The sequence below is a fragment of the Bradyrhizobium sp. BR 10289 genome (genome assembly GCF_019455385.1).
Classification (GTDB): Bacteria; Pseudomonadota; Alphaproteobacteria; order Rhizobiales; family Xanthobacteraceae; genus Bradyrhizobium.
The window spans coordinates 462,512-485,652 of sequence record NZ_JACOFR010000002.1; the positions used below are offsets into that span (position 1 = coordinate 462,512).

Annotated in this window: 20 protein-coding genes and 1 pseudogene; 11 read left to right on the forward strand and 10 right to left on the reverse strand. The window is 64.8% G+C overall.

Going from position 1 to position 23,141, the window contains the following annotated elements; genetic code table 11:
* Positions 1-77 precede the first annotated feature (77 nt).
* Positions 78-299 (forward strand): DUF2842 domain-containing protein, encoded by a 222-nt coding sequence (locus HYH08_RS05705; RefSeq protein ID WP_220008757.1) that lies wholly within the window; start codon positions 78-80, stop codon positions 297-299.
* On the opposite strand, the gene HYH08_RS05710 is transcribed toward HYH08_RS05705, so the two are convergent.
* Entirely contained in the window at positions 283-1,332 is a 1,050-nt protein-coding gene (locus HYH08_RS05710; RefSeq protein ID WP_220008758.1) for a polysaccharide deacetylase family protein, read from the reverse strand. The genes HYH08_RS05705 and HYH08_RS05710 overlap by 17 nt on opposite strands.
* Before the next feature lie 130 nt (positions 1,333-1,462).
* Here HYH08_RS05710 and HYH08_RS05715 point away from each other — a divergent pair, with 130 nt between their 5' ends.
* Positions 1,463-2,644: a GNAT family N-acetyltransferase gene (locus HYH08_RS05715; RefSeq protein WP_220008759.1), complete on the forward strand. Its 1,182-nt coding sequence runs from the start codon at positions 1,463-1,465 to the stop codon at positions 2,642-2,644.
* A gap of 136 nt (positions 2,645-2,780) precedes the next feature.
* Here the strand turns inward: HYH08_RS05715 and HYH08_RS05720 are convergent, their stop codons facing one another.
* Positions 2,781-5,051: a GumC family protein gene (locus HYH08_RS05720; RefSeq protein ID WP_220008760.1), complete on the reverse strand. Its 2,271-nt coding sequence runs from the start codon at positions 5,049-5,051 to the stop codon at positions 2,781-2,783.
* A 202-nt stretch (positions 5,052-5,253) separates the two neighbouring features.
* On the opposite strand from HYH08_RS05720, the gene HYH08_RS05725 reads away from it, so the two are divergent.
* The 3 genes from HYH08_RS05725 (at position 5,254) to HYH08_RS05735 (ending at position 9,380) form a co-directional block, all read left to right on the forward strand.
* On the forward strand, positions 5,254-6,387 hold the full coding sequence (locus HYH08_RS05725) for a glycosyltransferase family 4 protein (protein ID WP_220008761.1): 1,134 nt from the start codon (positions 5,254-5,256) through the stop codon (positions 6,385-6,387).
* 120 nt (positions 6,388-6,507) lie between these two features.
* The gene (locus HYH08_RS05730) at positions 6,508-8,055 is read left to right on the forward strand and encodes an undecaprenyl-phosphate glucose phosphotransferase (protein WP_220008762.1); all 1,548 of its coding nucleotides are present in this window, start codon (positions 6,508-6,510) and stop codon (positions 8,053-8,055) included.
* 68 nt (positions 8,056-8,123) lie between these two features.
* On the forward strand, positions 8,124-9,380 hold the full coding sequence (locus tag HYH08_RS05735; RefSeq protein ID WP_220008763.1) for an O-antigen ligase family protein: 1,257 nt from the start codon (positions 8,124-8,126) through the stop codon (positions 9,378-9,380).
* On the opposite strand, the gene HYH08_RS05740 is transcribed toward HYH08_RS05735, so the two are convergent.
* On the reverse strand, positions 9,349-9,825 hold the full coding sequence (locus HYH08_RS05740) for a MarR family transcriptional regulator (RefSeq protein ID WP_220008945.1): 477 nt from the start codon (positions 9,823-9,825) through the stop codon (positions 9,349-9,351). The two genes, HYH08_RS05735 and HYH08_RS05740, sit on opposite strands and share 32 nt — an antisense overlap.
* 147 nt (positions 9,826-9,972) lie before the next feature.
* On the opposite strand from HYH08_RS05740, the gene HYH08_RS05745 reads away from it, so the two are divergent.
* A complete protein-coding gene (locus tag HYH08_RS05745) occupies positions 9,973-11,169 on the forward strand; it encodes an FAD-dependent monooxygenase (RefSeq protein ID WP_220008764.1) in 1,197 nt (398 codons plus the stop codon).
* 115 nt (positions 11,170-11,284) lie between these two features.
* Here HYH08_RS05745 and HYH08_RS05750 read toward each other — a convergent pair.
* The 4 genes and pseudogenes from HYH08_RS05750 to HYH08_RS05765 all read right to left on the reverse strand — a co-directional run bounded on the left by HYH08_RS05750 (position 11,285) and on the right by HYH08_RS05765 (position 15,263).
* Positions 11,285-12,459 (reverse strand): annotated as a pseudogene (locus HYH08_RS05750) (saccharopine dehydrogenase family protein).
* 5 nt (positions 12,460-12,464) lie between these two features.
* Positions 12,465-13,643, reverse strand: a complete 1,179-nt coding sequence (locus HYH08_RS05755) for a saccharopine dehydrogenase family protein (RefSeq protein ID WP_220008765.1) — start codon at positions 13,641-13,643, stop codon at positions 12,465-12,467.
* A 9-nt stretch (positions 13,644-13,652) separates the two neighbouring features.
* The gene (locus HYH08_RS05760; protein WP_220008766.1) at positions 13,653-14,435 is read right to left on the reverse strand and encodes a DUF169 domain-containing protein; all 783 of its coding nucleotides are present in this window, start codon (positions 14,433-14,435) and stop codon (positions 13,653-13,655) included.
* A gap of 60 nt (positions 14,436-14,495) precedes the next feature.
* Positions 14,496-15,263 carry a YdcF family protein gene (locus HYH08_RS05765; RefSeq protein WP_220008767.1) on the reverse strand — a complete coding sequence of 256 codons (768 nt, stop codon included), beginning with the start codon at positions 15,261-15,263 and terminating at the stop codon, positions 14,496-14,498.
* 166 nt (positions 15,264-15,429) lie between these two features.
* Between HYH08_RS05765 and HYH08_RS05770 the strand changes: the two genes are divergently transcribed.
* The 3 genes from HYH08_RS05770 to HYH08_RS05780 all read left to right on the forward strand — a co-directional run bounded on the left by HYH08_RS05770 (position 15,430) and on the right by HYH08_RS05780 (position 17,321).
* Positions 15,430-16,371, forward strand: coding sequence for an acetamidase/formamidase family protein (locus HYH08_RS05770; protein WP_220008768.1), 942 nt, complete (start codon positions 15,430-15,432; stop codon positions 16,369-16,371).
* A gap of 199 nt (positions 16,372-16,570) precedes the next feature.
* Entirely contained in the window at positions 16,571-16,768 is a 198-nt protein-coding gene (locus HYH08_RS05775) for a hypothetical protein (RefSeq protein WP_007603456.1), read from the forward strand.
* A 73-nt stretch (positions 16,769-16,841) separates the two neighbouring features.
* Complete coding sequence (locus HYH08_RS05780) at positions 16,842-17,321, forward strand: GcrA family cell cycle regulator (protein WP_220008769.1); 480 nt, start codon at positions 16,842-16,844, stop codon at positions 17,319-17,321.
* Between the two features lie 284 nt (positions 17,322-17,605).
* Here the strand turns inward: HYH08_RS05780 and HYH08_RS05785 are convergent, their stop codons facing one another.
* Positions 17,606-19,162, reverse strand: coding sequence for a porin (locus HYH08_RS05785; protein WP_220008770.1), 1,557 nt, complete (start codon positions 19,160-19,162; stop codon positions 17,606-17,608).
* A 407-nt stretch (positions 19,163-19,569) separates the two neighbouring features.
* On the opposite strand from HYH08_RS05785, the gene HYH08_RS05790 reads away from it, so the two are divergent.
* Positions 19,570-20,076 carry a MarR family winged helix-turn-helix transcriptional regulator gene (locus HYH08_RS05790; protein WP_220008771.1) on the forward strand — a complete coding sequence of 169 codons (507 nt, stop codon included), beginning with the start codon at positions 19,570-19,572 and terminating at the stop codon, positions 20,074-20,076.
* A gap of 28 nt (positions 20,077-20,104) precedes the next feature.
* On the opposite strand, the gene HYH08_RS05795 is transcribed toward HYH08_RS05790, so the two are convergent.
* Both HYH08_RS05795 and HYH08_RS05800 read right to left on the reverse strand, forming a co-directional pair.
* Entirely contained in the window at positions 20,105-21,220 is a 1,116-nt protein-coding gene (locus tag HYH08_RS05795; RefSeq protein WP_220008772.1) for an alpha/beta hydrolase family protein, read from the reverse strand.
* Between the two features lie 285 nt (positions 21,221-21,505).
* A complete protein-coding gene (locus HYH08_RS05800) occupies positions 21,506-22,477 on the reverse strand; it encodes an SDR family NAD(P)-dependent oxidoreductase (protein ID WP_220008773.1) in 972 nt (323 codons plus the stop codon).
* A gap of 405 nt (positions 22,478-22,882) precedes the next feature.
* Here HYH08_RS05800 and HYH08_RS05805 point away from each other — a divergent pair, with 405 nt between their 5' ends.
* Complete coding sequence (locus tag HYH08_RS05805; protein ID WP_220008774.1) at positions 22,883-23,122, forward strand: hypothetical protein; 240 nt, start codon at positions 22,883-22,885, stop codon at positions 23,120-23,122.
* Positions 23,123-23,141: the final 19 nt, after the last annotated feature.

Consider the following 23,141-nt stretch of genomic DNA (forward strand, 5'->3'; position numbering starts at 1 on the left):
GCTTGAACCGGACTGCGTGCCCCTTATAGTCCCCCGCTTCCGCAGCGCAAGTTACGCGAAAGCCTTAAAGCCCCGCCATGACGATCCGCACCCGCAAGTTCCTCGGCGCCATCCTGCTCCTGGTGCTGTGCACGGTCTGGGCCCTGCTCGGCATGGCGGCCGCGCAGATGCCATGGATCGCCGAATCGGGCTGGCGGCAGGCGATCTATTACGTGGTGGTCGGGATGGGCTGGGTGCTGCCGGCGATGCCGATCGTGAGCTGGATGCAACGGCCCGACCGGGTCAAGTCCGGCTCGTAGCGCTGCCCGTCGGTTTCACCGGAGCGAAGGTCGTACCCGCCACCAGCACACGCAATATGCGCAGCGAGCGCACGCGCCCGTCCCAAGAAATCCGCGGCAGTGCGCGCAGATTGGTGCGCCCTTCCGCCTCGACGATGCCTGATATCGTCGACACCGCGCTGGCAAAGCCGGCCTCCTCCGCCATCACGACGTGGCTGCGCCGGAACGAGGCACGATCGCCGAACGGAAAGGCCAGATGACGGATCTCGCGGTGGAAAGCGGATTCCGCGACCGCCTTGCCCATCGTGATCTCGCGCAGCGCAGCTGCGTCCTTCATGTTGGCGAGAACCGGGTAGTTGACGGTCGCGCTGCCGATCGTGACGAGCGGATCGGCCGCAAGCTTCGCCAGATCTTCCCAATTCATCGACGCCTCGCGCGAGAGCGCGGCCAGCTCGATGCGGTAGCGCGTGCAGAGATCGGTGATCGCCGCCGACAGATCCGCCGGCGGCAGCGAAAGCAGCCAGCCTTCGAGATGCGAGAACAGCGCCTGCTTCTCGGCCTGGTCCGTGACGACGAAGCGCTGCTCCTTCTCGCCCATCATCAGGCTGATGCGGCTCTCGCGCGCGATCACCCGCTCGAGCCCGAGCCACCAGGCTTCGCCCACGCCGTCGGGAAACGCGGTCGGCACATAGATCGTGAAGGCCACGCCGTGGCGGGCCAGCACCGGATAAGCGAAGGTGATGAGATCCTTGTGCGCGCCATCGAAGGTGAGCGCAGCGAAGCGCCGCCTCTCGGGCAGCGTCACCGCGCGACGGCAGACCTCGTCCATGCCGACGATGTCGTACTTCCAGCGCTTCAGCGCGCGAATGGTTCGGTCGAGAAATTGCGGAGTGATCTCGTGCTCGCGCAGCGGCTGAAACGTGCCGCGCCGGCGCGGCCGCACATGGGCGAAGCGCAGGATGGCGCCGGCCCCGCGGCTGCGCAGCGCGGCCTGGCCGGTGAACCAGGTCAGCTCAAGGCGCAGCCGTTCCAGCCATCTGTCGTCGGATGCCAATGTCCCACCTTCGCGTGCGCCCGGCGGTTCCTTCCCTTACCCATCCTCATTACCCTTTGTTGACGTTTCTTTGCAAAGGTCGGCCACGGGCCGAAATACGTATTTTTCGTTTTCTCGACAGGTTTCGCGAATGACCATGGCTGCGGCGATGCAAAGCCGGACGGCAGAATCGCCAGCGCGGTCGAAAGCAAGCCGTATCGCGCATGTCGATATCGCCCGGGACCCCAACGAGGCCGAGGGGGTCTGGCGCACATTCGAGGAAAGCGGCCATCTCTTTACCCCTTACCAGCGCTTCGACCTGCTGAGCCCCTGGCAACGGCTGGTCGGCGGCTGCGAAGGCTCGCGCCCCTTCATCGTCATTGCGCGCGACGCCGAACGCCGGCCGCTCCTGCTGCTGCCGCTCTCGCTGCGCCAAAGCCACGGGGTCCGTACGGCCTGCTTCATGGGCGGCAAGCACACGACCTTCAACATGGGCCTGTGGGATGCCGCGTTCGCGGCCCAAACCGGCGCCGCCGATCTCGACGCGCTCATTGCCGCGCTGCGTGAACATGTCGACGTGCTCGCGCTGACGCAGCAGCCGCTGCGCTGGCACGGTCAGCAGAACCCGTTTGCGCTCCTGCCGCGCCAGAGCGCGGTCAACGGCTGCCCGCTCCTCACGATGGAGCCCGGCGGTCCGCCCGCATCGCGGATCAGCAACTCGTTGCGCCGCCGCCTCAAGAGCAAGGAAAAGAAGCTCCAGGCGCTGGCCGGCTATCGCTACCACCTCGCGACCACCGATGCCGAGGTCACCCGCCTGCTCGACTGGTTCTTCCGGGTCAAGCCGGTGCGGATGGCCGAACAGAAACTGCCCAACGTCTTCGCCGACCCCGGCGTCGAGCAGTTCATCCGCAGCGCCTGCCTGTCGCCGCGCGGCGAAGGCCGCGTCATCGACATCCACGCGCTCGAATGCGACGAGGAAGTGATCGCGATTTTCGCCGGCGTCGCCGACGGCCAGCGCTTCTCGATGATGTTCAACACCTACACGATGTCGGAGCACGCCCGCTACAGCCCCGGGCTGATCCTGATGCGCTACATCATCGATCGCTACGCCGAGCGCGGCTACCGCTCGCTCGACCTCGGCATCGGCTCGGACGAGTACAAGCGGATGTTCTGCAAGGACGACGAAGAGATCTTCGACAGCTTCGTGCCGCTGACCTCGCGCGGCAAGCTCGCGGCGATGGCGATGTCCTCGCTGAGCCACGGCAAGCGCCTGGTGAAGCAGAACCAGATGCTGTTCGAGCTGGCCCGGCGGCTGCGGCAGGCGTTCGGGTAGCTCACAACTTCCAATATCGTAGGGTGGGCAAAGCGCAGCGTGCCCACCACCTGTCGCAATCGTTGAAAGGTCGTGGGCACGGCGCAAGTGCGCCTTTGCCCACCCTACGAGACCGAGTTCGCGGAGAGAGTAAGAACTACGCCGCCACTACGCGCAAGTTCTCTGCCGCATTCGACGGCTGCACCGGCTTGCTCAGCATGGTCACCTCGCTGAAGCCGACGGCCCGGAGCTGCTCGCACATCAGCGCACGCGCATCGGAAGCCATCGATGCATCCGGCACCACGACGGCGCGGGCATGCGCCGTCAGCAGTTCGGCCGGAAGGTCCGAGGCGCTGCCGGCGTCGACCAGCACGTGGTCGTAGGCGCGCAGCAGCGCGTCAATCGCGAGCGTCACGCGCGGCGACTGGAGGAGGCTGCGGTCGAAGCCGGGACGGCCGGCCATCACCAGATGCAGCCGCGACAGCTTGTCCCTTGTGATCACCTGCGCGAACGAGGCTTCCCCCTGCATCAGCTCGGCAAGGCCGGGCGCGGAGGGATCGACGGACACGGCGGCAATGGTCGGCGAGGACGCGGCGAGATCGACCACGACGACCCGCGCATCGCGCGCCAGGTGCCGGGCCAGCGTCAGCGTCGACAACGTGATGGCCTCGCCCGAGGCGGTGCCGAGCACGGTGACCTTCTTCGCCGCGGCGCCCGCGGCGCGCAAGCTGTCGGCCAGCTGCCCGATCTCGGTAAATTCGGTGACATCGGCATCCGTCGTCATCTCCGGCTGGAGCGGTGCGGGCTCGTCCACGACCGGTTCGGCGAACGGCTCGACCACCGGCTCAGGCCTGACCGCGGCCTGCGCTTGTGCCGGCGCCGGCGCCGGCGTGACGGCAGCCACCGCGCGCGGCGCGGTCTGGCGCAGCAGCTCGCCGGTGACGACGACGCCGGACGAGAGCAGCAGCGTCGCGATCGCCGCGATCAGCACGATCGGCAGCTTCTTCGGATAGGCCGGCATGTTCGAGACGATGGCCCGCGAGATGATGCGGCCTTCCGCCGGCGCGGTGTCGATGGTCTCGCGGGTGCTGGCCTCGCGGTATTTTCCAAGATACGTCTCCAGCAGGTCGCGCTGCGCCTTGGCCTCGCGCTCGAGCGCGCGGAGCTGGACGTCCTGGCCGTTGGTCGATGTCGCCTGCTTCTTGAGCTGCTCGAGGCTCGCGGTCAGGCCGTCGACCCGGCCGCTGGCGATGCGCGCATCGTTTTCGAGCGAGCGCGAGATCTTGGCCGCCTCGTCGCGGATCTGACCGTCGAGGTCGCCGAGCTGCGCCTTCAATTCCTTGATCCGCGGATGGTTGCCGAGCAGCGTGGACGACTGTTCGGCGAGCTGCGCACGCAGCGTCACCCGCTGCTCGGACAGCCGCCGCATCAGCTCGGAGTTCACCACGTCGGAGGCCTCGATCGGCTTGCCGCTCTGGAGCATGTCCTTGATCAGCCGCGCCTTCGATTCCGCATCCGCCTTCAGCGCGCGCGCATTGTTGAGCTGGGTGTTGACCTCGCCCATCTGCTGGTTCGACAGCGTCGTGTTGTTGGTGCCGACGAAGAGCGAGGATTTGGAACGGAAATCCTCGACCTTGGCTTCGGCCTCGGAGACCTTCTTGCGCAGGTTCTCGATCTCGCCCGAGAGCCACTGGCTGGCATTGCGCGCCTGGTCCTGGCGGGCATTCTGCTGCAGCACGAGATACCCATCGGCGATCGAATTGGCGACGCGCGCGGCAAGATCGGGATCGGCGGACTGGAATTCGACCACGATCACCCGCGACTTGTCGACGGCGTAGGCCTGAAGCCGCTCGTAATAGGCATCGAGCACGCGCTCTTCCGGCGTCATCGAGAACGGGTCGCGGCCGATGCCGACCAGCGCGGCCAGCGATTTCAGCGGCGAAATGCCTTGCAGCACCGGATCGAATTCCGGGCGTTCGGCGAGCTTGTTCTTCTTGATGATCTCGCGCGCGAGATCGCGCGACAGCACGAGCTGCACCTGGCTGGTGACGGCCTCGGCGTCGAGCGCCTGCCGCTCTTCCGTGCTGCGGTCGCTGCTCGGACGCAGGAACACGTTCTCGCGGCCGTCGATCAGGATGCGCGATTCCGACTTGTAGCGCGGTGTGATCAGGTTGACGATCGCGAGGGAGGCGACCAGCGCGAGCACCGTCGGCACGATGATCCAGCCGCGCTTGCGCGCCAGCGCGCTGCCCAACGCGTGCAGATCGATGTCACCGGATTCGGCGGATGCCTGCTTCGCCGCAACGGGCGCAGGCCGCATCTCAACCTTGGGGGCTGCTTCGGCCAACTTGGCTTCTGACTTGGGCTTTGCAACAGCCCGCTCGATCACAGCCTTGTCCTTGCCGGCACGCCAGAACGCTAAACGCATCGAACACTCCCGCAGGGCAATGCTGCGACTCTACCTCAACCGGAGCGATTACACTCCATTAAGGTTGCCGCTGGGTTAATTGCGATGTCGCGAGATCTGCGCTCGCGCACTCGTCACCGTTTGTTAACCACGAGGCCTCTTAATCCATCTCGATATTTCGAGATTTGTCCGGCATTCGCCGCACGCCGCGCTGGTTTTGAACATGCCCCCCTCTCTCGACCAGCCGCTTCGCATCCTGCATGCCGTGCGCGCGCCCGTCGGCGGCATCATCCGCCACATCCTCGACCTCGCCAACGGCCAGGTCGATCGCGGCCATCACGTCGGCATTCTCGCCGACAGCCTCACCGGCGGCGAGCGCGCGGACAAGGCGCTCGCCGAGATCGCGCCGCGGTTGAAACTCGGCGTGCACCGCCTCGCGATCCGCCGCGAGCCGTCGCCCGACGATGTCCTGGTCTGGTGGCGGATGCGGCGCCTGATCGCAACGCTCAAGCCCGATGTCATGCACGGCCACGGTGCCAAGGCCGGCGCCTTCGTCCGGATGCGGCGCCGCTCGGACGACACCATCCGCATCTACACCCCGCATGGCGGCTCGCTGCATTATCCCCTCAACACGTTGAAGGGCGAGTTCTACGCACGGCTCGAGCGCACGCTGATGGACGCGACGGACCTGTTCCTGTTCGAGAGCGCCTTTGCCCGGGACACCTATCAGCGCATCGTCGGCACGCCCAAGGGCGTGGTGCATTGCGTCTTCAACGGCGTGACGCCGGAGGAATTCGAGCCTGTCACCATCGCCGATGATGCCACCGACCTCTGCTATGTCGGCGAGTTCAGGCACATCAAGGGCGCCGATCTGCTGGTCGATGCGGTCGCGCGCCTGCATGAGCGCGGCAGGAAGGTCACGCTGACGCTCGGCGGCGACGGCGAGGAGACGGCGGCGCTGAAGGCGCAGGTCGGAAAGCTCGGCTTGACCGGCGCGGTCCGCTTCATCGGCCACGTCAAGGCCCGCTACGGCTTCTCCAAGGGACGGCTGCTGGTCGTGCCCTCCCGCGGCGATTCCATGCCCTATGTGGTGATCGAGGCGGGCGCGGCCGGCATTCCCATGATCGGTGCCCGTGTCGGCGGCATCCCCGAGATCTTCGGGCCTGAGAGCCCGGCGTTGTTCGCCGCGAGCAACGCCGAGGCCATGGCGGAGGCGATTGCCGCCGCGCTCGACGATCCCCAGGGCACCGCGCAGCGGGCGTCGTCACTGCGCGAGCGCATCTCCGCGCATTTCTCGCAAGCTGCGATGGTGGACGGCGTGCTCGCGGGCTACCGCGACGCATTTACCAATCACTAACCATCCTTAAGGCCCGCTTTAGAGAATCTTCCGATTTATCCGATAATCGAGGGGCCAGGGGATGCTGACCCGGGGCGCGAAGTCGCGGCCCACGGGTTTTTGGAATGGACGTGGACGCCCGTGGAACCGCTCAACGCACGCTCGATGCTCGATGCCGCGGCGACCGCCGCGGCCAAGCCTGCTGACCAGCCCTTCGTCGAACGCCGTCGCCGGCTCACGCCCGCCGCGCTCGAAGTCGTCAACCAGAAGGTCGCCCGCGCCTATTCGCCCGTCGTCATCACCGGCTTCGTGCGCGCGGCCGATTTCGCGCTGCTGAGCCTCGTCGGTATCGCGGTCTATGTCGGCTATGTCATGCCGCTCTCCGGCTTCAGCTGGGTGTACCCCGCGGAGATCGTCGCCGTCGCGGTCGCCGCCGTCGTCTGCTTCCAGGCCGCCGACATCTATCAGGTGCAATTGTTCCGCGGTCAGCTCCGGCAGATGACGCGAATGATCTCGTCCTGGTCGTTCGTCTTCCTGCTGTTCATCGGCATTTCCTTCTTCGCCAAGTTCGGCAGCGAGATGTCGCGGCTGTGGCTTGCCGCCTTCTACTTCCTGGGGCTCGCCGCGCTCATCGCCGAGCGGCTGGTGCTGCGCTCGCTGGTGCGGAGCTGGGCGCGCGAGGGTCGGCTCGATCGCCGCACCATCATCGTCGGCTCCGACAGCAACGGCGAGCAGCTGGTCGAGGCGCTGAAGGCGCAGGAGGATTCCGACATCCACGTGCTCGGCGTGTTCGACGACCGCAACGACAGCCGCGCGCTCGACACCTGCGCCGGCGCGCGCAAGCTTGGCAAGGTCGACGACATCGTCGAGTTCGCCCGCCGCACCCGCGTCGATCTCGTGCTGTTCGCGCTGCCGATCTCGGCGGAGACGCGCATCCTGGAGATGCTGAAGAAGCTCTGGGTGCTGCCGGTCGACATCCGCCTCTCCGCGCATACCAACAAGCTGCGCTTCCGCCCCCGCTCCTATTCCTATCTCGGCGAGGTGCCGACGCTCGACGTGTTCGAGGCGCCGATCACCGACTGGGACCTCGTGATGAAATGGCTGTTCGACCGTATCGTCGGCGGCCTCGCGCTGCTCGCAGCCCTGCCGGTGATGGGGCTGGTCGCGCTCGCCATCAAGCTCGACAGCCCCGGCCCGGTGCTGTTCCGCCAGAAGCGCTTCGGCTTCAACAACGAGCGCATCGACGTCTACAAATTCCGTTCGATGTATCACCATCAGGCCGATCCGACCGCCTCGAAGGTCGTGACCAAGAACGATCCGCGCGTCACCCGCGTCGGCCGCTTCATCCGCAAGACCAGCCTCGACGAGCTTCCGCAGCTCTTCAACGTGGTGTTTTCGGGCAATCTCTCCCTGGTCGGTCCGCGCCCGCATGCGGTGCAGGGCAAGCTCCAGAGCCGCCTGTTCGACGAGGCCGTTGACGGCTATTTCGCCCGCCACCGCGTCAAGCCCGGCATCACCGGCTGGGCCCAGATCAACGGCTGGCGCGGCGAGATCGACAACCAGGAAAAGATCCAGAAGCGCGTCGAGTTCGACCTCTATTACATCGAGAACTGGTCGGTGCTGTTCGACCTCGTCATTCTCCTGAAGACGCCGGTCTCGCTGCTGACCAAGAACGAGAACGCGTATTGAGTTGAATTTTTCGGTCAAGCCGGGGCATGACAGCGGTGTTTGTGGCGTACGAGTAGCGTGAGCGTGTGATGGCGTATGCGGCAACAGCCGGTGGAGTGAACGTATCGGCGCCGGCCGCGCCCGGCGTGCTGGCGCTCCAGCGCGCGCTGGTGTGGCTGGTCGGCGCCTCCGGCGCGATCGTCTTCATCGAGCCCAGCCCCTACGAGATCGTGACGCTGCTCGCCACCGTCACCTTCTTCGCCACCGGCTTGCGCCTGCGGCTCGCACTGATGCCGCTGGTGTTGATGCTGGTGCTGCTCAATGTCGGTTACACCATCAGCGCGATCCCGCTGTTCGAGCAGAGCGAGGTGGTGAGCTGGATCGCGACCTCCTGGTACATGGCCGTGACCGTGGTTTTCTTCGCAATGGTGACGTCCGAGGACACCTTGGCCCGGCTCGACATGCTCCGCCGCGGCCTCGTGGTCGGCGCGATGATCGCCTCGCTCTCGGCCATCGCCGGCTATTTCAACCTCGTTCCCGGCGGCCACGATCTGCTGACGCTCTACGAGCGCGCACGCGGCACGTTCAAGGACCCGAACGTGCTCGGCGCCTTCCTGATCCTGCCGGCGCTGTTCGCGCTCCAGAGCGTGGTGTCGGACAAGCTGGCCAAGGCGTTCCGCAACGTCATCGCCTTCGGCATCATGTCGCTGGCGATCCTGCTGGCCTTCTCCCGCGCCGCCTGGGGTGGGCTGGTGCTGACTTCCGCCTTCATGCTGGCCCTGATGGTGCTGACCAGCCGCACCAACGCACAGCGCTCGCGCATCATCGTCATGGCCCTCGTCGCTGCGGTGCTGGGACTCGCACTGATCGCGGTGCTGCTGTCGTTCGATTCCATCGCCGAGATGTTCAAGCAGCGCGCCAGCTTCGACCAGAGCTATGACGAGGGCCGCTTCGGCCGGTTCGGCCGGCATATCCTCGGTGCGGAGATGGCACTCGACCTGCCGTTCGGCATCGGCCCGCTGCAATTCCACCGCTTCTTCCCCGAGGACACCCACAACTCCTACCTCAACGCCTTCATGTCCGGCGGCTGGCTCTCGGGCGTGTGCTATCCCGCGCTGGTCTTCACCACGGTCATCATGGGTATCAGGCACATCTTCGTCCGCGTGCCCTGGCAGCGCGCTTATCTCGCCGTGTTCTCCGCCTTCGTCGGCACCGTCGGCGAGAGTTTCGTGATCGACACCGACCACTGGCGGCACTTCTGGATGATGCTCGGCGCCATGTGGGGCATGATCGCCGCCGCGCAAGCCTATAAAATCAAGGTTTCGGACGAAGCTTCTTCAATTTGAGATCCGGCCGCTTCTCCGGCGGCGTATCGAGCAGGCTCTTGAGCGCCTCGGTCGCAGCTAACACACCCTTGTAGCCTTCGTTGGCAAAGCGCAGCAGCAGACGTAGCTCCTCGTCGGAATAGGCGCCAAACACCTTCTCCATCGCCTGCTGCATCGGCACGTAGAGCTGGCCAATTGTCATGGCCTTCTCGGGCACGACAGAGATGAAGACCTTGCGGCGATCCTTCTCGTCGCGCTCGCGACGAACGAAGCCAGCCTTCTCGAGCCGGTCGACCACGCCGGTAATGGCGCCGGTCGTCAGCCCCGTGACCTCGGCGAGCCTTCCTGCCGTGACGCGGCCCTCGAGATAGAGGATGTCCATGCATTCGAGGTCGGAATTGGCAATTCCGGCAACGTTCGCAACGGTCTGGCCGTAGAGCACGCCCTGCGCGGAGGACCGCCGCATCGCTTCCTCGAGCTCTCCCAGCAACGCCGTGCGCGCCTTCGTCCTTGACAAGGCCGACCTCTTATCTTACCAAACATATATCTTAGTCACTAAGAGATTTAGCGATCGTAATTTCTCCTAGCACCACGGCAACGTCGGGAGCAAGCCATGTCCACCCGTCCCCGCAAGGCCCTGATCATCGGCGCCGGCATCGCCGGGCCAGTCGCCGCGATCCTGCTGCGCCGCGCCGGCATCGAATCTTCGATCTACGAAGCCTGGCCCTACGCCAAGGGCATTGGCGGCGGCCTCCAGATCGCGCCGAACGGCATGCATGTCATGGACGAGATCGGACTGGCGGGCGAGCTGATCAGCCGCGGCTCCGTTGCGGAGTCCTTCGACTTCTTTTCGCAAGCCGGAGAGCGGCTCGGCTCGATCAACCGCGACATGGCGCGGCGTTTCGGCCAGCCAGCCGTCAACATCTCCCGCGCTGCGCTGAACGAGATCATGATCGACAAGGCCTGGTGCGCCTGTGTCTCGCTCTATTTCGACAAGCGCCTGGTCAAGATCGAGGACCGCGGCGGCCAGCCCATCATCGCCTATTTCGCCGACGGCACCACGGCTGAGGGCGACTTCCTGATCGGCGCCGACGGCGTCCATTCGGTGGTGCGGCGCCAGGTGGTGCCTGATGGCCCGCAACCGTTCAACACCGGACTGATCGGCTTCGGCGGCTTCGTGCCGCACGCCGTGCTCGACGGCAGGTCGATCGGCCGGCATGTCGAGACCACGTTCGGCCAGAGCGGCTTCTTCGGCTACGGCTATTGCAGCCCGGATCCGAATGACGGCGTGATGTGGTGGAGCACCCAGCCGGCGCATGGCATGGACGCCGCGATGTTCCGCGCGCTCGACCAGGCAACCCTGAAGCAGCATCTGCGCAGCTTCCATCACGGCTGGCACGATCCGATCCCTGCCATCATCGAGGCCGCCGAAAACATCGTCGTCACCGACACGCTCGACGTCGCGACCCTGCCGACCTGGTCGCGCAAGCGCTCGCTGCTGATCGGCGACGCCGCGCATGCGACCAGCCCCCATGCCGGCCAGGGCGCCTCGCTCGCGCTCGAAGATGCGATGCGGCTCGCACGCCTGATGCAGGAGGGACAGGAGCTCGGCGCGACGTTCCAGGCTTTTGAAGCCGAGCGGCGTCCGCGCACGGAAAAGATCGTCGCCATGGCCCGCCGCAACGGCAACAGCAAGCGCGAGTTCAGCGCCACCGGCGCCTGGATGCGCAATCAGATGATGAAATGGCTGCTGCCGCTCGGGGCGAAGGGCATGGAGTTCATGTACGCGTATGACGCGCGGGCGGCGTAGCGACACAGACGGTGCCGTAGGGTGGGCAAAGGCGCACTTGCGCCGTGCCCACGATCTCTCTCCATCACAAAAATGCGTGGGCACGCTTCGCTTTGCCCACCCTACGAGAGCTGACCTAGTCTTCCACCTCGAACCTCAGTCCCGCATGCTCCCGCAGCCGCCTGATCAGCTTGTGCTGCATCGCCGCGCCCGGCGTCCACAGACCGGCCGGCACGTCCGGTGCATCGCGCAGCAGGCAGATCGCGCATTCCGAGATCATCTTCGCCGTTGACGCATAGCCGGGATCGAGATCGCCCTTCACCGCCGCGCGAACCTGGCGGCCGTCGGGCGCGATTGCGACATAGAGCAGATCGTAATGACCGTTCTGGCGCTCTTCCTTCGACGGCCCCTCGCCGGGCTTGAGCGCTTCGGGTCCGGTCTTTTCGCTGTTGGCGGCCATGACGCGCTTCGCATTGGCCTGCCCTTCCTCCCCCGCTCCCGTCAGTACCATCTCGTCGTAGACGAAATCCCGGCCATAGGGGAATCCCATCAGCATGTTGGAGCGATGGACATTGCGGGTGTTGAGCACCGCCATCGCGAACGGAGCGGACCAGGATTGCAGATCCTCCTCGAACACCGGCTTGTTGCCGCGCGGCTGTTTCGGTCCCTCGAAGCCCGGCGTGAGCGCAAATGGATCCTGAGGATCGAGACCAGGCTGAGATCCTGTGCGACCGCTTCGAACGTCACGCGCGCGCTCGCGGACGTGCCCCCTGAAAACTTCCAGCTGAGGTCGCGGACGCGTCCCTTGACGCGCGGCGCCGGGCTTCCGAACACGCGCCTGGCTTCCTCCTGAACGAAGAAAGCGCCGAGCTCGAACGGCATGGAATCGAAGCCGCAGGAGAACATGATGCGCGCGCCGCTCGCTTTGGCTGCCGCCTCATGCTTGTCGATCATCTGCTTCAGCCAGATCGGCTCACCGCAGAGATCCATGTAGTCGGTGCCCGAGGTGACGCAGGCGGCCAGCAGATCGGAACCATACAACTGATATGGGCCGACCGTGGTGACGATCAGTCGGGCCTGATCGACCATCGCGCGCAACGATGCGGGATCGGCGGCATCCGCAACGATGAGCGGCGTGTCCGCGGGCGCGCCAATCGCGTCGCGAACGGAGGCGAGCTTGTCCCTGCTGCGCCCGGCCATCGCCCAAGCGGGCGCGCCGGGCCCTGCGTAGTTCACCGCGAGATATTCGGCAACGAGCTGACCGGTGTATCCGGTCGCGCCGTAGACGACGATATCGAACTTCGCGGACACGGACCTTACGCTTCCACGGTGAACGTCAGCCCCGCATTGTCTCGCAGCCGCTTGATCAGCTTGTGCTGCATCGCTGCGCCCGGCGTCCAGAAGCCGGCAGCGACGTCAGTGGTATCGCGCAGCATGCAGATCGCGCATTCGGAGATCATCTTCGAGGTCGAGCCGTAGCCGGGATCGCGGTCGCCGGTGACGCCGGCGCGGACCATGCGGCCGTCGGGCGCGATCGCGACATAGAGCAGATTGAAGAGCCCGTTCTCGCGCTCCTCCTTCGAAGGCCCCTCGCCCGGCTTCGGCGCATTCGGTCCGGTCTTCTCGGCGTTCGCCGCCATCACGCGCTTGGCGTTGGCCTCGCCCTTCTCGCCGGGACCGGTCAGGACCATCTCGTCGTAGACGAAATCCTGGCCGTAGGGAAAGCCCATCAGCATGTTGGAGCGATGGACGTTGCGGGTGTTGATCAGCGCCATCATGAACGGCGCGGCCCAGGACTGCAGGTCCTCCTCGAGCAGCGGCTTGTTGCCCCGCGGCTGCTTCGGACCGGTGAAACCAGGCGTGAGCGCAAATGGATCGTTCAGGATCGCGACGAGGCTGATGTCCTTGGCGACCGCATCGAAGGTCGCCTTGGCGCTCGCCGCGGTCCCGCCCGAGAGCGTGCCGCGCATGTCGCGCACGCGTCCCTTCACGCGCGCGGCGGGCGCGCCGAATACGCGCCTGGCCTCTTCTTGCACGAAAAACGTGCCGAGCTCGAACGGCACGGAATCGAAGCCGCAGGAGAACACGATGCGCGCGCCGCTCTCTTTCGCGCCCGCCTCGTATTTGTCGATCATCTGCCGCATCCAGATCGGCTCACCGCAGAGATCGAAATAATCGGTGCCGGTGGCAACGCAGGCAGCCAGCAGCTCCTCGCCGTAGAGCTGATATGGGCCGACGGTGGTGATGACAGACATCGTCTGCTCCGCCATCGCCTTGAGCGAGGCCGCGTCCGATGCGTCCGCGACGATCAGCGGCGTGTTCCCGGGCGCGCCGATCGCATCGCGCACCGCTTTCAGCTTGCCGAGGCTACGGCCTGCCATCGCCCATTTCAGCGAATTGTCGGTCTTGTAGTGCTTCGTCAGATATTCGGCGACGAGCTGACCGGTGAAACCGGTCGCACCATAGACGACGATGTCGAATTTCGCAGAGCTCATGGTCGGCCTTTACTTCTTCGCGTAACTCACGCCCATACCGGCACGGACGTCGCTTTGAATTCCATAGGGCGGGATCGGATAGCGCAGGCCGTTTTTGGCCAGCGCCTTCATACCCTCGATCGCCTTGGCGAGATGATCGGGCTTGAGAGCCATCAGCATCTCCTCATCAGGCACGCCGCCATAGCGCCGTTCGGCATAGCATGGCAAGGACAGGCTGGGCTCGCCGGTCTTGAGCGCCCGTCCCCAGGAATCCGCGCACGCGGTTTCGCCGACCACGCCCCATTCGAATTTCTTATAGCCGGTATATTGCAGCCCGTTGATCAGGATGATCATCTGGCCGGGCGTCGCATAGACGAGGCAGATGTCGGGCGGATCGAGCCTTCCGCTGGCAAGCGGACTGACGGCAAGCGCCTGATAGTGCCCGAACGGCACCACGTCCAGCGCCTCCTGGCGCTTGCGCGCGTCTTCAGCCGTGCCGTGCCAGACCCCGACATAGTTTGCACCGGCGAGCCATTTGTCATCCTGTGGCGCGAGACCAATGACAGCGCGGCACTGGTGACCTACGAGATCGTCGCCGGTAATGCCGACGGTCCAGCCGAGCCGCGAGGCCATGCTGACGATCTGGTCGGTGGTGTGGATTGCGCTCGGCCGCCGGATCTTCGGGATCGCCTCCATCTCTGCAGCGTTCGCGAACAGCTTCATGCCTGTGACCGTCGTCTTCAGCCGCAACAGGTTGTTGAGATCGGCGACGAGGCCGGCAAGATCGATCCTCTCTGCACTCTGCCGCTGCATGGCGTCCTCCCGGCCGGCGATCGCGCGCCGGTGCTGTGTTCTTGTTTGACAGCCTCCGTTCTAGTCCTTGCCCGGTCCCGGAAGCAACTCACCGGTCCTGCCCATGGCATGATACGTCAAAAGACCGATCCATTCGCGCACCGCGACGTCGGTCTTGCCGAGCCCATCCGCGCCAATGCGGGTGAAGGCGAACAGCTCGTCGCGCCCGCCCATCCGCCAGTCCACCGGATAGGCTTCGACATCAAACCCGGCCTTGCGAAAGATCCCCATCGAGCGCGGCATGTGGAAAGCCGAGGTGACCAGCAGCCACCGCTCGCCCCGCTTCGGGTTCACCAACTGCTTCGTGAAGATCGCATTCTCCCAGGTATTGCGGGAGTCGCGCTCGAGGATCAGCCGCTCCTTGGGGATACCCAAACTTTCGAAAATCGGCGCGGAGTAATCGGCTTCCCTCGCCTCGGTCGAGACCAGGTTCGCGGTGCCACCGGTGAAAACGATGCGCGCATTGGGATAACGGCGCGCCAGCTCGGCCGGCGCCAGCATGCGATCGGCCGCATGCGAGACCACCGGCGTGCGATGAGCCGCGGACAGATCTGTATCCACGGAACCGCCGAGCACGATGATGCCGTCAGGCGTCCCGCGCGAGGCGTCCCAGGCCGGAAAGCGCGACTCCAGCGGATAAAGCAGAAGATTGCCGAGCGGCGAGAACGCGGCGAGCGCAAGCAGGACCAGCGTGGCCACGGCCAGCTTGCGGCCAAGTGAAGCAAAGCGCGTCACCATCAGCAGGAGCGACAGGATTCCGAGCTCGACAAGGAGATTGATCGGCAGCAATGCAACGCCGAGAGTCTTGGACAGAACGAAATACAGGGGAGCCTCGCTGAATGATCGTGCCTTGCGCGGGCTTGACCGGCCCCGCCATCTTCAATCTTCTTGGAAGAGGATCGATCGCCCGGTCAAGCCCGGGCATAACGGCCAAAACCGATTGGACCCGCGGCACATGACCCATCACCACCTGCATTCCAGCCCCGAAACCTGTCATTGGGGCTTCTTCGAAGCCGCGCTCAAGCCTGTGCTCACCGTCAAGAGCGGCGACGAGGTGACGGTCGACACCATCAGCGGCGGTCCCGACATGCTGCCCGACCGCGACACATTCCACATTCCGCCGGAGATGTACGACGTGCATGCCAAAAGCGAGCGCATGCTGCCCGGCCACATTCTCACCGGCCCGATCGCGGTCGAAGGCGCCGCGCCCGGCGACGTGCTCGCGGTCGAGATCCTCGACGTCCAGCTCCGACAGGACTGGGGCTGGAACATGATCAAGCCGCTGTCCGGTACCCTGCCCGACGATTTCCACGAGACGCGTATCCTGAACATCCCGCTCGACCGGGAGAGGATGGTCGGGCGCATGCCGTGGGGACTAGACCTGCCATTGAAACCCTTCTTCGGCGTGATGGGCGTGTCGCCGCCCCCTAGCTGGGGCCGCATCTCCTCGCTGGTCCCGCGCGCGATGGGCGGCAATCTCGACAACAAGGAGCTAGGTGCGGGCGCGACGCTGTATCTGCCGGTGTTCGTGCCCGGCGCGATGTTCTCCTGCGGCGACGGCCATGGCGTGCAGGGCGACGGCGAGGTCTGCGTCACCGCGATCGAGACGGCGCTGCAGGGCCGCTTCCGCCTGACACTGCGCAAGGACCTCAAGCTCGACTATCCCCGCGCCGAGACGGCGACGCACTACATGACCATGGCGATGGACCCCGATCTCGACCAGTGCGCCGTGCGGGCGCTGCGCGACATGATCGTGCTGCTTGGCGAGCGGCGAAACCTGTCGCGCGAGGACGCCTACACGCTGTGCAGCCTGGCCGCCGATCTGCGCGTGACCCAGACGGTCAACGGCTCCAAGGGCATCCATTGCATGATCGAAAAGGCGATCGTGCACGGCTGAGCCGGTCCGCACTTCCCCAATTCTAGACGCCAGGCCGCCGCCCGGGACTCCGCGCGGCGCGCCGCGTCGTGGCCGATTTTTCCAGCGATTCCAATCGGCTGGACCACCGTTACAATCCGGATTTGACTTCCACCCCTGAACCTAAATAGAGTCTTAATCGTTACTTTTATGTACCTGCGTAAGAGGCTAGCGTTTAGGCATGGCCACCGAAAAAGCCGAGACTGACCGCATTCCCGTAACCTTGGCGCTCTCGACCATCACCTATCTGGAGAAACTGGTGAGACAGGGCACCCACGGCACCAGCGTTCCCGGCGTCGCACGTACTTTGATCGAGGAAGGCATCCGTCTCGCCATCAAGGACGGTCTTTTGTCGATTCGCGACAACGGCAGAACCTGAGCGCACCGGGTTGAGTGAAGCGGACGGATCTCGCGAAGCGGATGGCCGACATCTGCAACCTGGGACCGCTACAATGCCTATTCTCTCACCAACCTGGACTGACGAACGAATTGAACTTCTAAAGCAACATTTCGAAGCCGGCCTCTCCTGCCGCGAGATCGCCGCCGACATCGGCGTCAGCCGTAACGCCGTGATCGGCAAATTGTCGCGGCTCAATCTCACGCGCGGACGGACCGTCGACGACCGCAAGGTCGTGGACAGGAACTTTGCGCCGGCACGCGCGCCCAGGGCGGTGCCGCGGCTGCAATACGAGATGCTCGCCACGATCTATGGCGAGACCGACACGCCGATGGTCGCGGGCCCCATCGACGAGGCCAATCGCTGCTCGCTGCTGGAGCTGTCCGAAAACCGCTGCCGCTGGCCGATCTCGACGCCCGGCGCGGAGGATTTCTGCTTCTGCGGCAACAATGCGGCCGACGGCCAGCCCTATTGCGCCGGTCACAGCCGCCTCGCCTACCGGCCGAACTCGCGCGCGCGCATGATGCGCGGCTGAAGAGAGGTCCCCAAAACGAAAAACCTCCGGCGGGGCATCACCGGAGGTTTCTGGAGGCTTAGCATGAAGCTAAGAGCCGCAACTTTCGTAATCGGCTGAGAGCTATATAGCTGATCAACTCAGGTAAGTAAATAAGTTTGAGCGCGATCGAACCGCATAGCTCGTCTTCGTGTCGTGCACGGCCATCCGATTTCGGAAAAGCCATCCTCGTGAAAAAGCCCCGCTCGTGAAAAAGCCCCGGCGGTGTCCCGCCGGGGCTTCATCGGGTGCGAAGACCTTACAGCTTACCAGTTGCGCTGGGCGCGCAGCAGCAGGCTGTAGGTGTCCTGGTCCTTCAGCTCGTAGGTCGCGGCCGGCTTGGCGACACTGGTCAGCGCACCGGTCGTGATCACGCCAGAATACTTCTGGTCGAGGTGGCTGTAGGTGAAGTCGGCCGAGAAGGTCAGGTTCTTCACCGGGGTCCAGCGGGTGATGACACCCACCTGGCCGATGTTGAAGTCCGGGTTGCAGGTGCCGGTCAGGGTCGCGAACGCGGCGCTGCCGCAGATCAGGCTCTTCGCATTGCTGTTGTAGTTGACCGCAGCCCACGCGCCATAGAGCGCCGTGTTCCAGTACGGGCTCCAGTTGTGGGTGTAGGCGCCACGGAAGCCGTAGGTCTTGGTCAGCTCGAGGCCGCCGCCGGGGCCGAACACTGCGTCAGACACGCCGGCGAAGCCGATGCTCTGATACGCGCCGCTGGAGCTGCCGAACATCGAATAGCTGGTCGCAGCCAGCTCCTGGAAGTTGTAGCGGCTCGCGCCCTCGGTGTAGACGCCCGAGACGTTGATCACGTCGCCGGCGCCGGTCGGGATGTTCTTGATCTGCAAGGCGAGCTGAACGGCCCAGCCCCACTTGTCTTCGGGGTGGCCGGTGGTCTCGCTCGCACCGTAATAGCCGACATGGTTGTCGTGAGCGGCAACGGACGCCTGGAACAGGCCCCAGGCCTGGTCGACGCGAAGGGCAGCCACGAGGTCGGGCGACCGGCTGCCGCCGAGATCGTTCGAGCCGTAGGCGCCGCCGAGCACGCCGGTGGTGGACATGCCGGCCGTGTTCCAGATGTTGGTCTGGAACACCTGCGTCTGGTCCTGCGCCGAGAAGATCGCCGTGATGCCCTGGCCGAAATCGGCCGTGTAGGTGAACTGCGTCACGCCGTTGGTGGTGCCGCTGCCGCCGACCAGCTGGTCGAAGTTGTTGCCGGGATAGTTGATCCAGGGCGCGTCGAACTGCGACACCGCCTTACCCATGGTGAAGCCGGCGAACTGAATGAAGGCGTAGTAGACGCCGAGCGCACCGCCCGAGAGGTTGCCGTCGGTGCCGTTGACGTTGCCGCTGCTCGAACCGATCAGGCCGGTGCCGGCCGCGTTGAGGCCGAGCGTGCCGCTGTACTGGGTCGCGCCGGTGGCGCTGCCCGCGCCGACATAGTTGCCGGTCGTCCAGGTGAAGACCGCATCGAAATAGGTGCGGACAACGCCGTACTCGCTCTGGGTGCGCGTGTCGATGTTGAGATCTTCACGGGCGCGCATCGAGTAGTAGTTGGTCAGGCGGTTGTTGGCCGCGAACACGCCGTTGTACTGGGCGCTGTAGTTGCCGCCGGCGTTCAGCGCGACTTCGGCACGCAGATAGCCGCCCAGCTTGATGCAGGTGTCGGTGCCCGGGATGTAGTAGAAGCCCGCGCCGTAGAGCGAGCAGACCTTCACGTACTCGACCGCCTTGGCCTTGACCGGAAGATCGGCCGCCTGGGCTCCACCGGCGGCGATCAGGACCGCCGCAGTGCCGAGCAGAATGCCCTTCACCACTTTCATTTAAAACCTCCAAGTTGCTCATTTCACGGAGACCGGACCGTGAGGCCCCCCAAGATCCCCGTCTTTAAAATCCGCCCGGCCGCTTCGCGCTTTCGGACACACCCGCATTCGACGCGAGGGACGTGAGCGAACCACCTGCAACGGGACGATCGAGTACCCCCCACCGTCGCCAGCCAATATGCCTGCGCCGTTCGGCTAATCAAAATAGTTTATTAGATCAGCTTTCTGGTTTCGCCGAGCCTGTGTTCCGCGGGCAACACTGCGGCACCGGAAAAATACTGATCTGCTCATGTTTGTAATTTTAGTGACAAAATTACCCTGCTCTGCACTTGCGTCAGAGCAGGCTTGCGTGGACTATGGCCTCCCACGAGCACCGGCCTGAAGAATCAGTTCACGGGAGTGACGCTGTGTCAGCGACGAGGAAAGAAGGGGCGCGCCTCCGCCCCATCGGCAATCTGGATATCATCAGGCGCTTCACCTGGGAGATATCGTCGATCAACATGCATCTGGAGGAGCTGCGTCAGTTCTGGGCGAGGACGCTCGGCATCAGCGGCCCGCAATGGCTGATCCTGATGGCGATCTCCGACCTCGACAAGGACGACGGCGTCCCGGTCAACGTGGTCTCCAAGCTGCTCCATGTCGACCCCTCCTTCGTCACCACCCAGTCCAAGCTGCTGGAGAAGAAGGGCCTGTTGCGCCGGCGGCCCTCGCCGACCGACGCCCGCGTGGTGCGGCTGTCGCTGGTCGAAAAGACGCAGAAGCACATCGCCAGCCTCAACGAGCAGTACAAGACGATCCGCGAATTCGTCTTTCAGGAGTTCGACGAGAACGAGCTCACCGAATTCACCACCAAGCTCGCGACGCTGAAGACGCGTCTCGAAAAGGCCTGCGTCAGGCTCTCGATCGACTACTGAGCGCCGAGCCCAGCCCCGAAGCGCGCGCTCAGATCCGCCGGCCGGCGGCGCCAAGCTGCGATTCAAGCCAGTCGAAGATGTATTCGTTGGCAAGGCTCGGATTGTCCGCGTGGGCCTGCGCCGCGCCGGTCTCCGCCGCGGTGAACACCTTCAGCGCGATATCGGAGCTGCCGAGCCGCGAGGTCTGCACGATCTGGCGGGCCCGGTCGGCCTTGAGCCAGCCGTCCTCGCCGAGCGTGATCAGCACCGGGCAGTCGGCGGTGGAGGCCATCAGCGGCGCATGCGGCACCGGGACGATGCTGAGATCGCTCATCGCAAAGCGGCTGGCAAAGAACGACCGCTCGTGCAGGTCCCACAGCCCGCCGTCGCAGACGGCCGCGGCCAGCCGCGGCTCCTGCGTCACCGCGCGCGCGACGAAGGACGAGCCCCAGCCGTCGGCCACGATCGCGACGCGGTCGAAATCGACGTCGGCACGCGTCTCCAGATAATCCATGGCGCTGGCGATCGCGCTTTCGAGATCGCGGCGCTGCAGCAGCGTATCGGTGTAGTCGTCGCGCTGGTCGCCGAGCAGGTCGAGCGCCAGCATCGACAATCCGCGTTCGCGCGCATGCGGCGCGAGCTTGAACAAAAACTCTTCCTTGCGGTGGCCGGGCTCGCCGATGCAGATCACGGTAGGAGCGCGGCCGCCCGCCGATGTCGCCGGCAGGAAGTAGCCCTGCAACGCATGGTCCTCGACCCAGGGGATCGTCACGACCTCACCGCCCGGCGCGCGCGCCGAGAGGTAGCGGCGGGCACATTCCTGCATCGCCAGCACCGCGACCCAGCGGCGCTCGTCGGACGGATCGAGCGGCATGGCCGCTGCACCGTAGTAATTCAAGGCCCGCAGCCAGTTGCGCTGCGCGCTCGCCATGTGGCCCTCGGCGAATGCCGCCTCGGCACGCTGGCGGTTGGCGCGCGCGAGCTTCTTCCACTCGCGATGCCAGGACTGCTCACCGCCCTGTTTGAGCTGCCGCGCGATCATCAGGCATTCGGCGATGGTCGCCCCACCCTCCTGGGCCGCGGTCAGGAGCCGCGCGAACTCAGCGGAGATGTCCTCTCGCTCCGGGCAAAGGATCCAGTCGTCGGAGAGACATGCGGGTATCATCGGGAGCTACGCTCTATCGTCGCGTTACCGCTGATTCACTAAACTATATTGGTTCCTCAACCAAGCCATCGTGCGCCGAATGAGAGCCGTTTGACATCACCATCGCTTGAACATTGCTTGAACGCGGGAACATGTTGCATGCGTAACATTCCGCCGCCGCATGGGGCGCGAGCTTCTGCAGGAAAACTGGCAAGAGGTGGCACGTAAAATCGCCGGTCGCATCTTGCCATGATGATCATCATACCTATTTAACCGCGCGATCGTTGATGATCTCAGCCAACCGCGTCAACCGAGGCGCCAGCCGACCTCCTGCGTGAAACTTTCGTAGAAGGAACGGTCATAGGCCTGCTCCGGCGTCGCGCGAACGCGCTCGTCGAGACGCTTGGCGTCCTCGCCCACGAGAATGCGCCAGCGCTCCGCCTTGACGCCGTCGAGGATGATCTTCGCGGCTTGCGCAGCCGTGGTCGGCGCATCCTCGAGAAAGCTGCGGGCGCGTTCGGCGAACGCCGCCTGGATGTCCTCGTCCGACATCTTGTCGGCATCCGGCACGCCGGCGGCGACCATGCGCTTGCGCGTCAGCGCGACCTCGTCGGCATTGAGCCGTTCCGATCCGTCGGCGCTCTGCACCTTGCGCGAATTGGAGACGATCGAGGTGCCGATATGGCCGGGCATCACCACCGAGCATTTGACGTGCGGGGCGTGCAGGCGCAAATCGTTGATCAGCGCTTCGGTGAATCCCTTCACCGCGAACTTGGCGGAGCTGTAGGCGGTGTGCGCCTGGTTCATGCCGATCGAAGCCCAGAAGCCGTTGACGCTGGCGGTGTTGACGATGTGGGCCTCGTCGGCCGCGACCAGCATCGGCAGGAAGGTGCGCACGCCGAGATAGACGCCGCCCCAGCAGATGTTGAAGGTGCGCTCCCACTGCTCGCGGGTGTTGGTGAACAGGCTGCCGCCGCCGCCGATGCCGGCATTGTTGAACAACAGATGGATCCTGTCGGTCTTCTGCTGCTCGGTGAGTTCGTCGCGAAAACGCTTGAGATGATCCTCGATCGCGACGTCGGCGACATGTGTGGTGATGCGCAGGCCTTGCGGCAGTTTCTCGACCTCGCAGAGCCGCTTGGTCTCGGCCATCGCGGCTTCCGAGACGTCGCACATCGCGACATTGCAGCCCTCGGCCACGAGCTGCCGCGCGAGCTCGCGCCCCATGCCCGTGCCGCCGCCGGTGATGACGGCGATCTTTCCAGCAAAATCCTTCATGGGACTTTCGGCCCCTCCCTTGTCGGTGTGTTTCTTGTCGCTGTGCCGCTGATACGGCCGCGTGCAAATGTAGCAGCGCCGCATCCGCAGGTAAAAGCGATCGGCGCTGCGATTTTGCCATCCGTTATTTCGGCCAGCGGACTATCCGGCCGCATCGATGTGCGGCTCGTTCAAGGCACCGGGCCCCCGAAGCCCTCCAGATCGGCATTCCTACGGACATCCGCCGGCCCGGCTCCCGTAGTTGCCCGGCTTCGGTTTAAGGGCAATTTTTTTACAATCCGAATCGTCAAATGAGCGTGGACGCTTGCCGCGAGTCGGCCAGGCCAGCGTGTTGTTTGTGTCACAGGCTCTGGCACTCCACTTGCATCCTTGTCGTGGTCAGCAACTACCGATGAGGTGACTGGAATGTTCGTGACCGTCGTAGCCGTGCTCTGCCGGCTTAGCGCAGCTAGCTCAGGCAGTTGCGTCGAAGAAATCGTGACCGACAGCAACATGACGCCCGAGATTTCGATGATGCAATGTGCGATGGGCGCACAGGCACCGCTGGCGAAATGGATGGGCGAGCATCCGATCTATCACGCCAACTGGCGCCTCGAACGCTACAAATGCGTGCCGGGTCACTACGAGATCAAGGGCCACGCCTAAGGCCCCGTAAAACTACGGC

Excerpts from the sequence above, each read along its gene's own strand:
- HYH08_RS05705 (WP_220008757.1), top strand. The coding sequence starts at position 78 with ATGACGATCCGCACCCGCAAGTTCCTCGGCGCCATCCTGCTCCTGGTG.
- HYH08_RS05715 (WP_220008759.1), top strand. The coding sequence starts at position 1,463 with ATGACCATGGCTGCGGCGATGCAAAGCCGGACGGCAGAATCGCCAGCG.
- HYH08_RS05720 (WP_220008760.1), bottom strand. The coding sequence starts at position 5,051 with ATGCGTTTAGCGTTCTGGCGTGCCGGCAAGGACAAGGCTGTGATCGAG.
- HYH08_RS05725 (WP_220008761.1), top strand. The coding sequence starts at position 5,254 with ATGCCCCCCTCTCTCGACCAGCCGCTTCGCATCCTGCATGCCGTGCGC.
- HYH08_RS05735 (WP_220008763.1), top strand. The coding sequence starts at position 8,124 with ATGGCGTATGCGGCAACAGCCGGTGGAGTGAACGTATCGGCGCCGGCC.
- HYH08_RS05740 (WP_220008945.1), bottom strand. The coding sequence starts at position 9,825 with ATGCGGCGGTCCTCCGCGCAGGGCGTGCTCTACGGCCAGACCGTTGCG.
- HYH08_RS05745 (WP_220008764.1), top strand. The coding sequence starts at position 9,973 with ATGTCCACCCGTCCCCGCAAGGCCCTGATCATCGGCGCCGGCATCGCC.
- HYH08_RS05755 (WP_220008765.1), bottom strand. The coding sequence starts at position 13,643 with ATGAGCTCTGCGAAATTCGACATCGTCGTCTATGGTGCGACCGGTTTC.
- HYH08_RS05760 (WP_220008766.1), bottom strand. The coding sequence starts at position 14,435 with ATGCAGCGGCAGAGTGCAGAGAGGATCGATCTTGCCGGCCTCGTCGCC.
- HYH08_RS05770 (WP_220008768.1), top strand. The coding sequence starts at position 15,430 with ATGACCCATCACCACCTGCATTCCAGCCCCGAAACCTGTCATTGGGGC.
- HYH08_RS05775 (WP_007603456.1), top strand. The coding sequence starts at position 16,571 with ATGGCCACCGAAAAAGCCGAGACTGACCGCATTCCCGTAACCTTGGCG.
- HYH08_RS05780 (WP_220008769.1), top strand. The coding sequence starts at position 16,842 with ATGCCTATTCTCTCACCAACCTGGACTGACGAACGAATTGAACTTCTA.
- HYH08_RS05785 (WP_220008770.1), bottom strand. The coding sequence starts at position 19,162 with ATGAAAGTGGTGAAGGGCATTCTGCTCGGCACTGCGGCGGTCCTGATC.
- HYH08_RS05795 (WP_220008772.1), bottom strand. The coding sequence starts at position 21,220 with ATGATACCCGCATGTCTCTCCGACGACTGGATCCTTTGCCCGGAGCGA.
- HYH08_RS05800 (WP_220008773.1), bottom strand. The coding sequence starts at position 22,477 with ATGAAGGATTTTGCTGGAAAGATCGCCGTCATCACCGGCGGCGGCACG.
- HYH08_RS05805 (WP_220008774.1), top strand. The coding sequence starts at position 22,883 with ATGTTCGTGACCGTCGTAGCCGTGCTCTGCCGGCTTAGCGCAGCTAGC.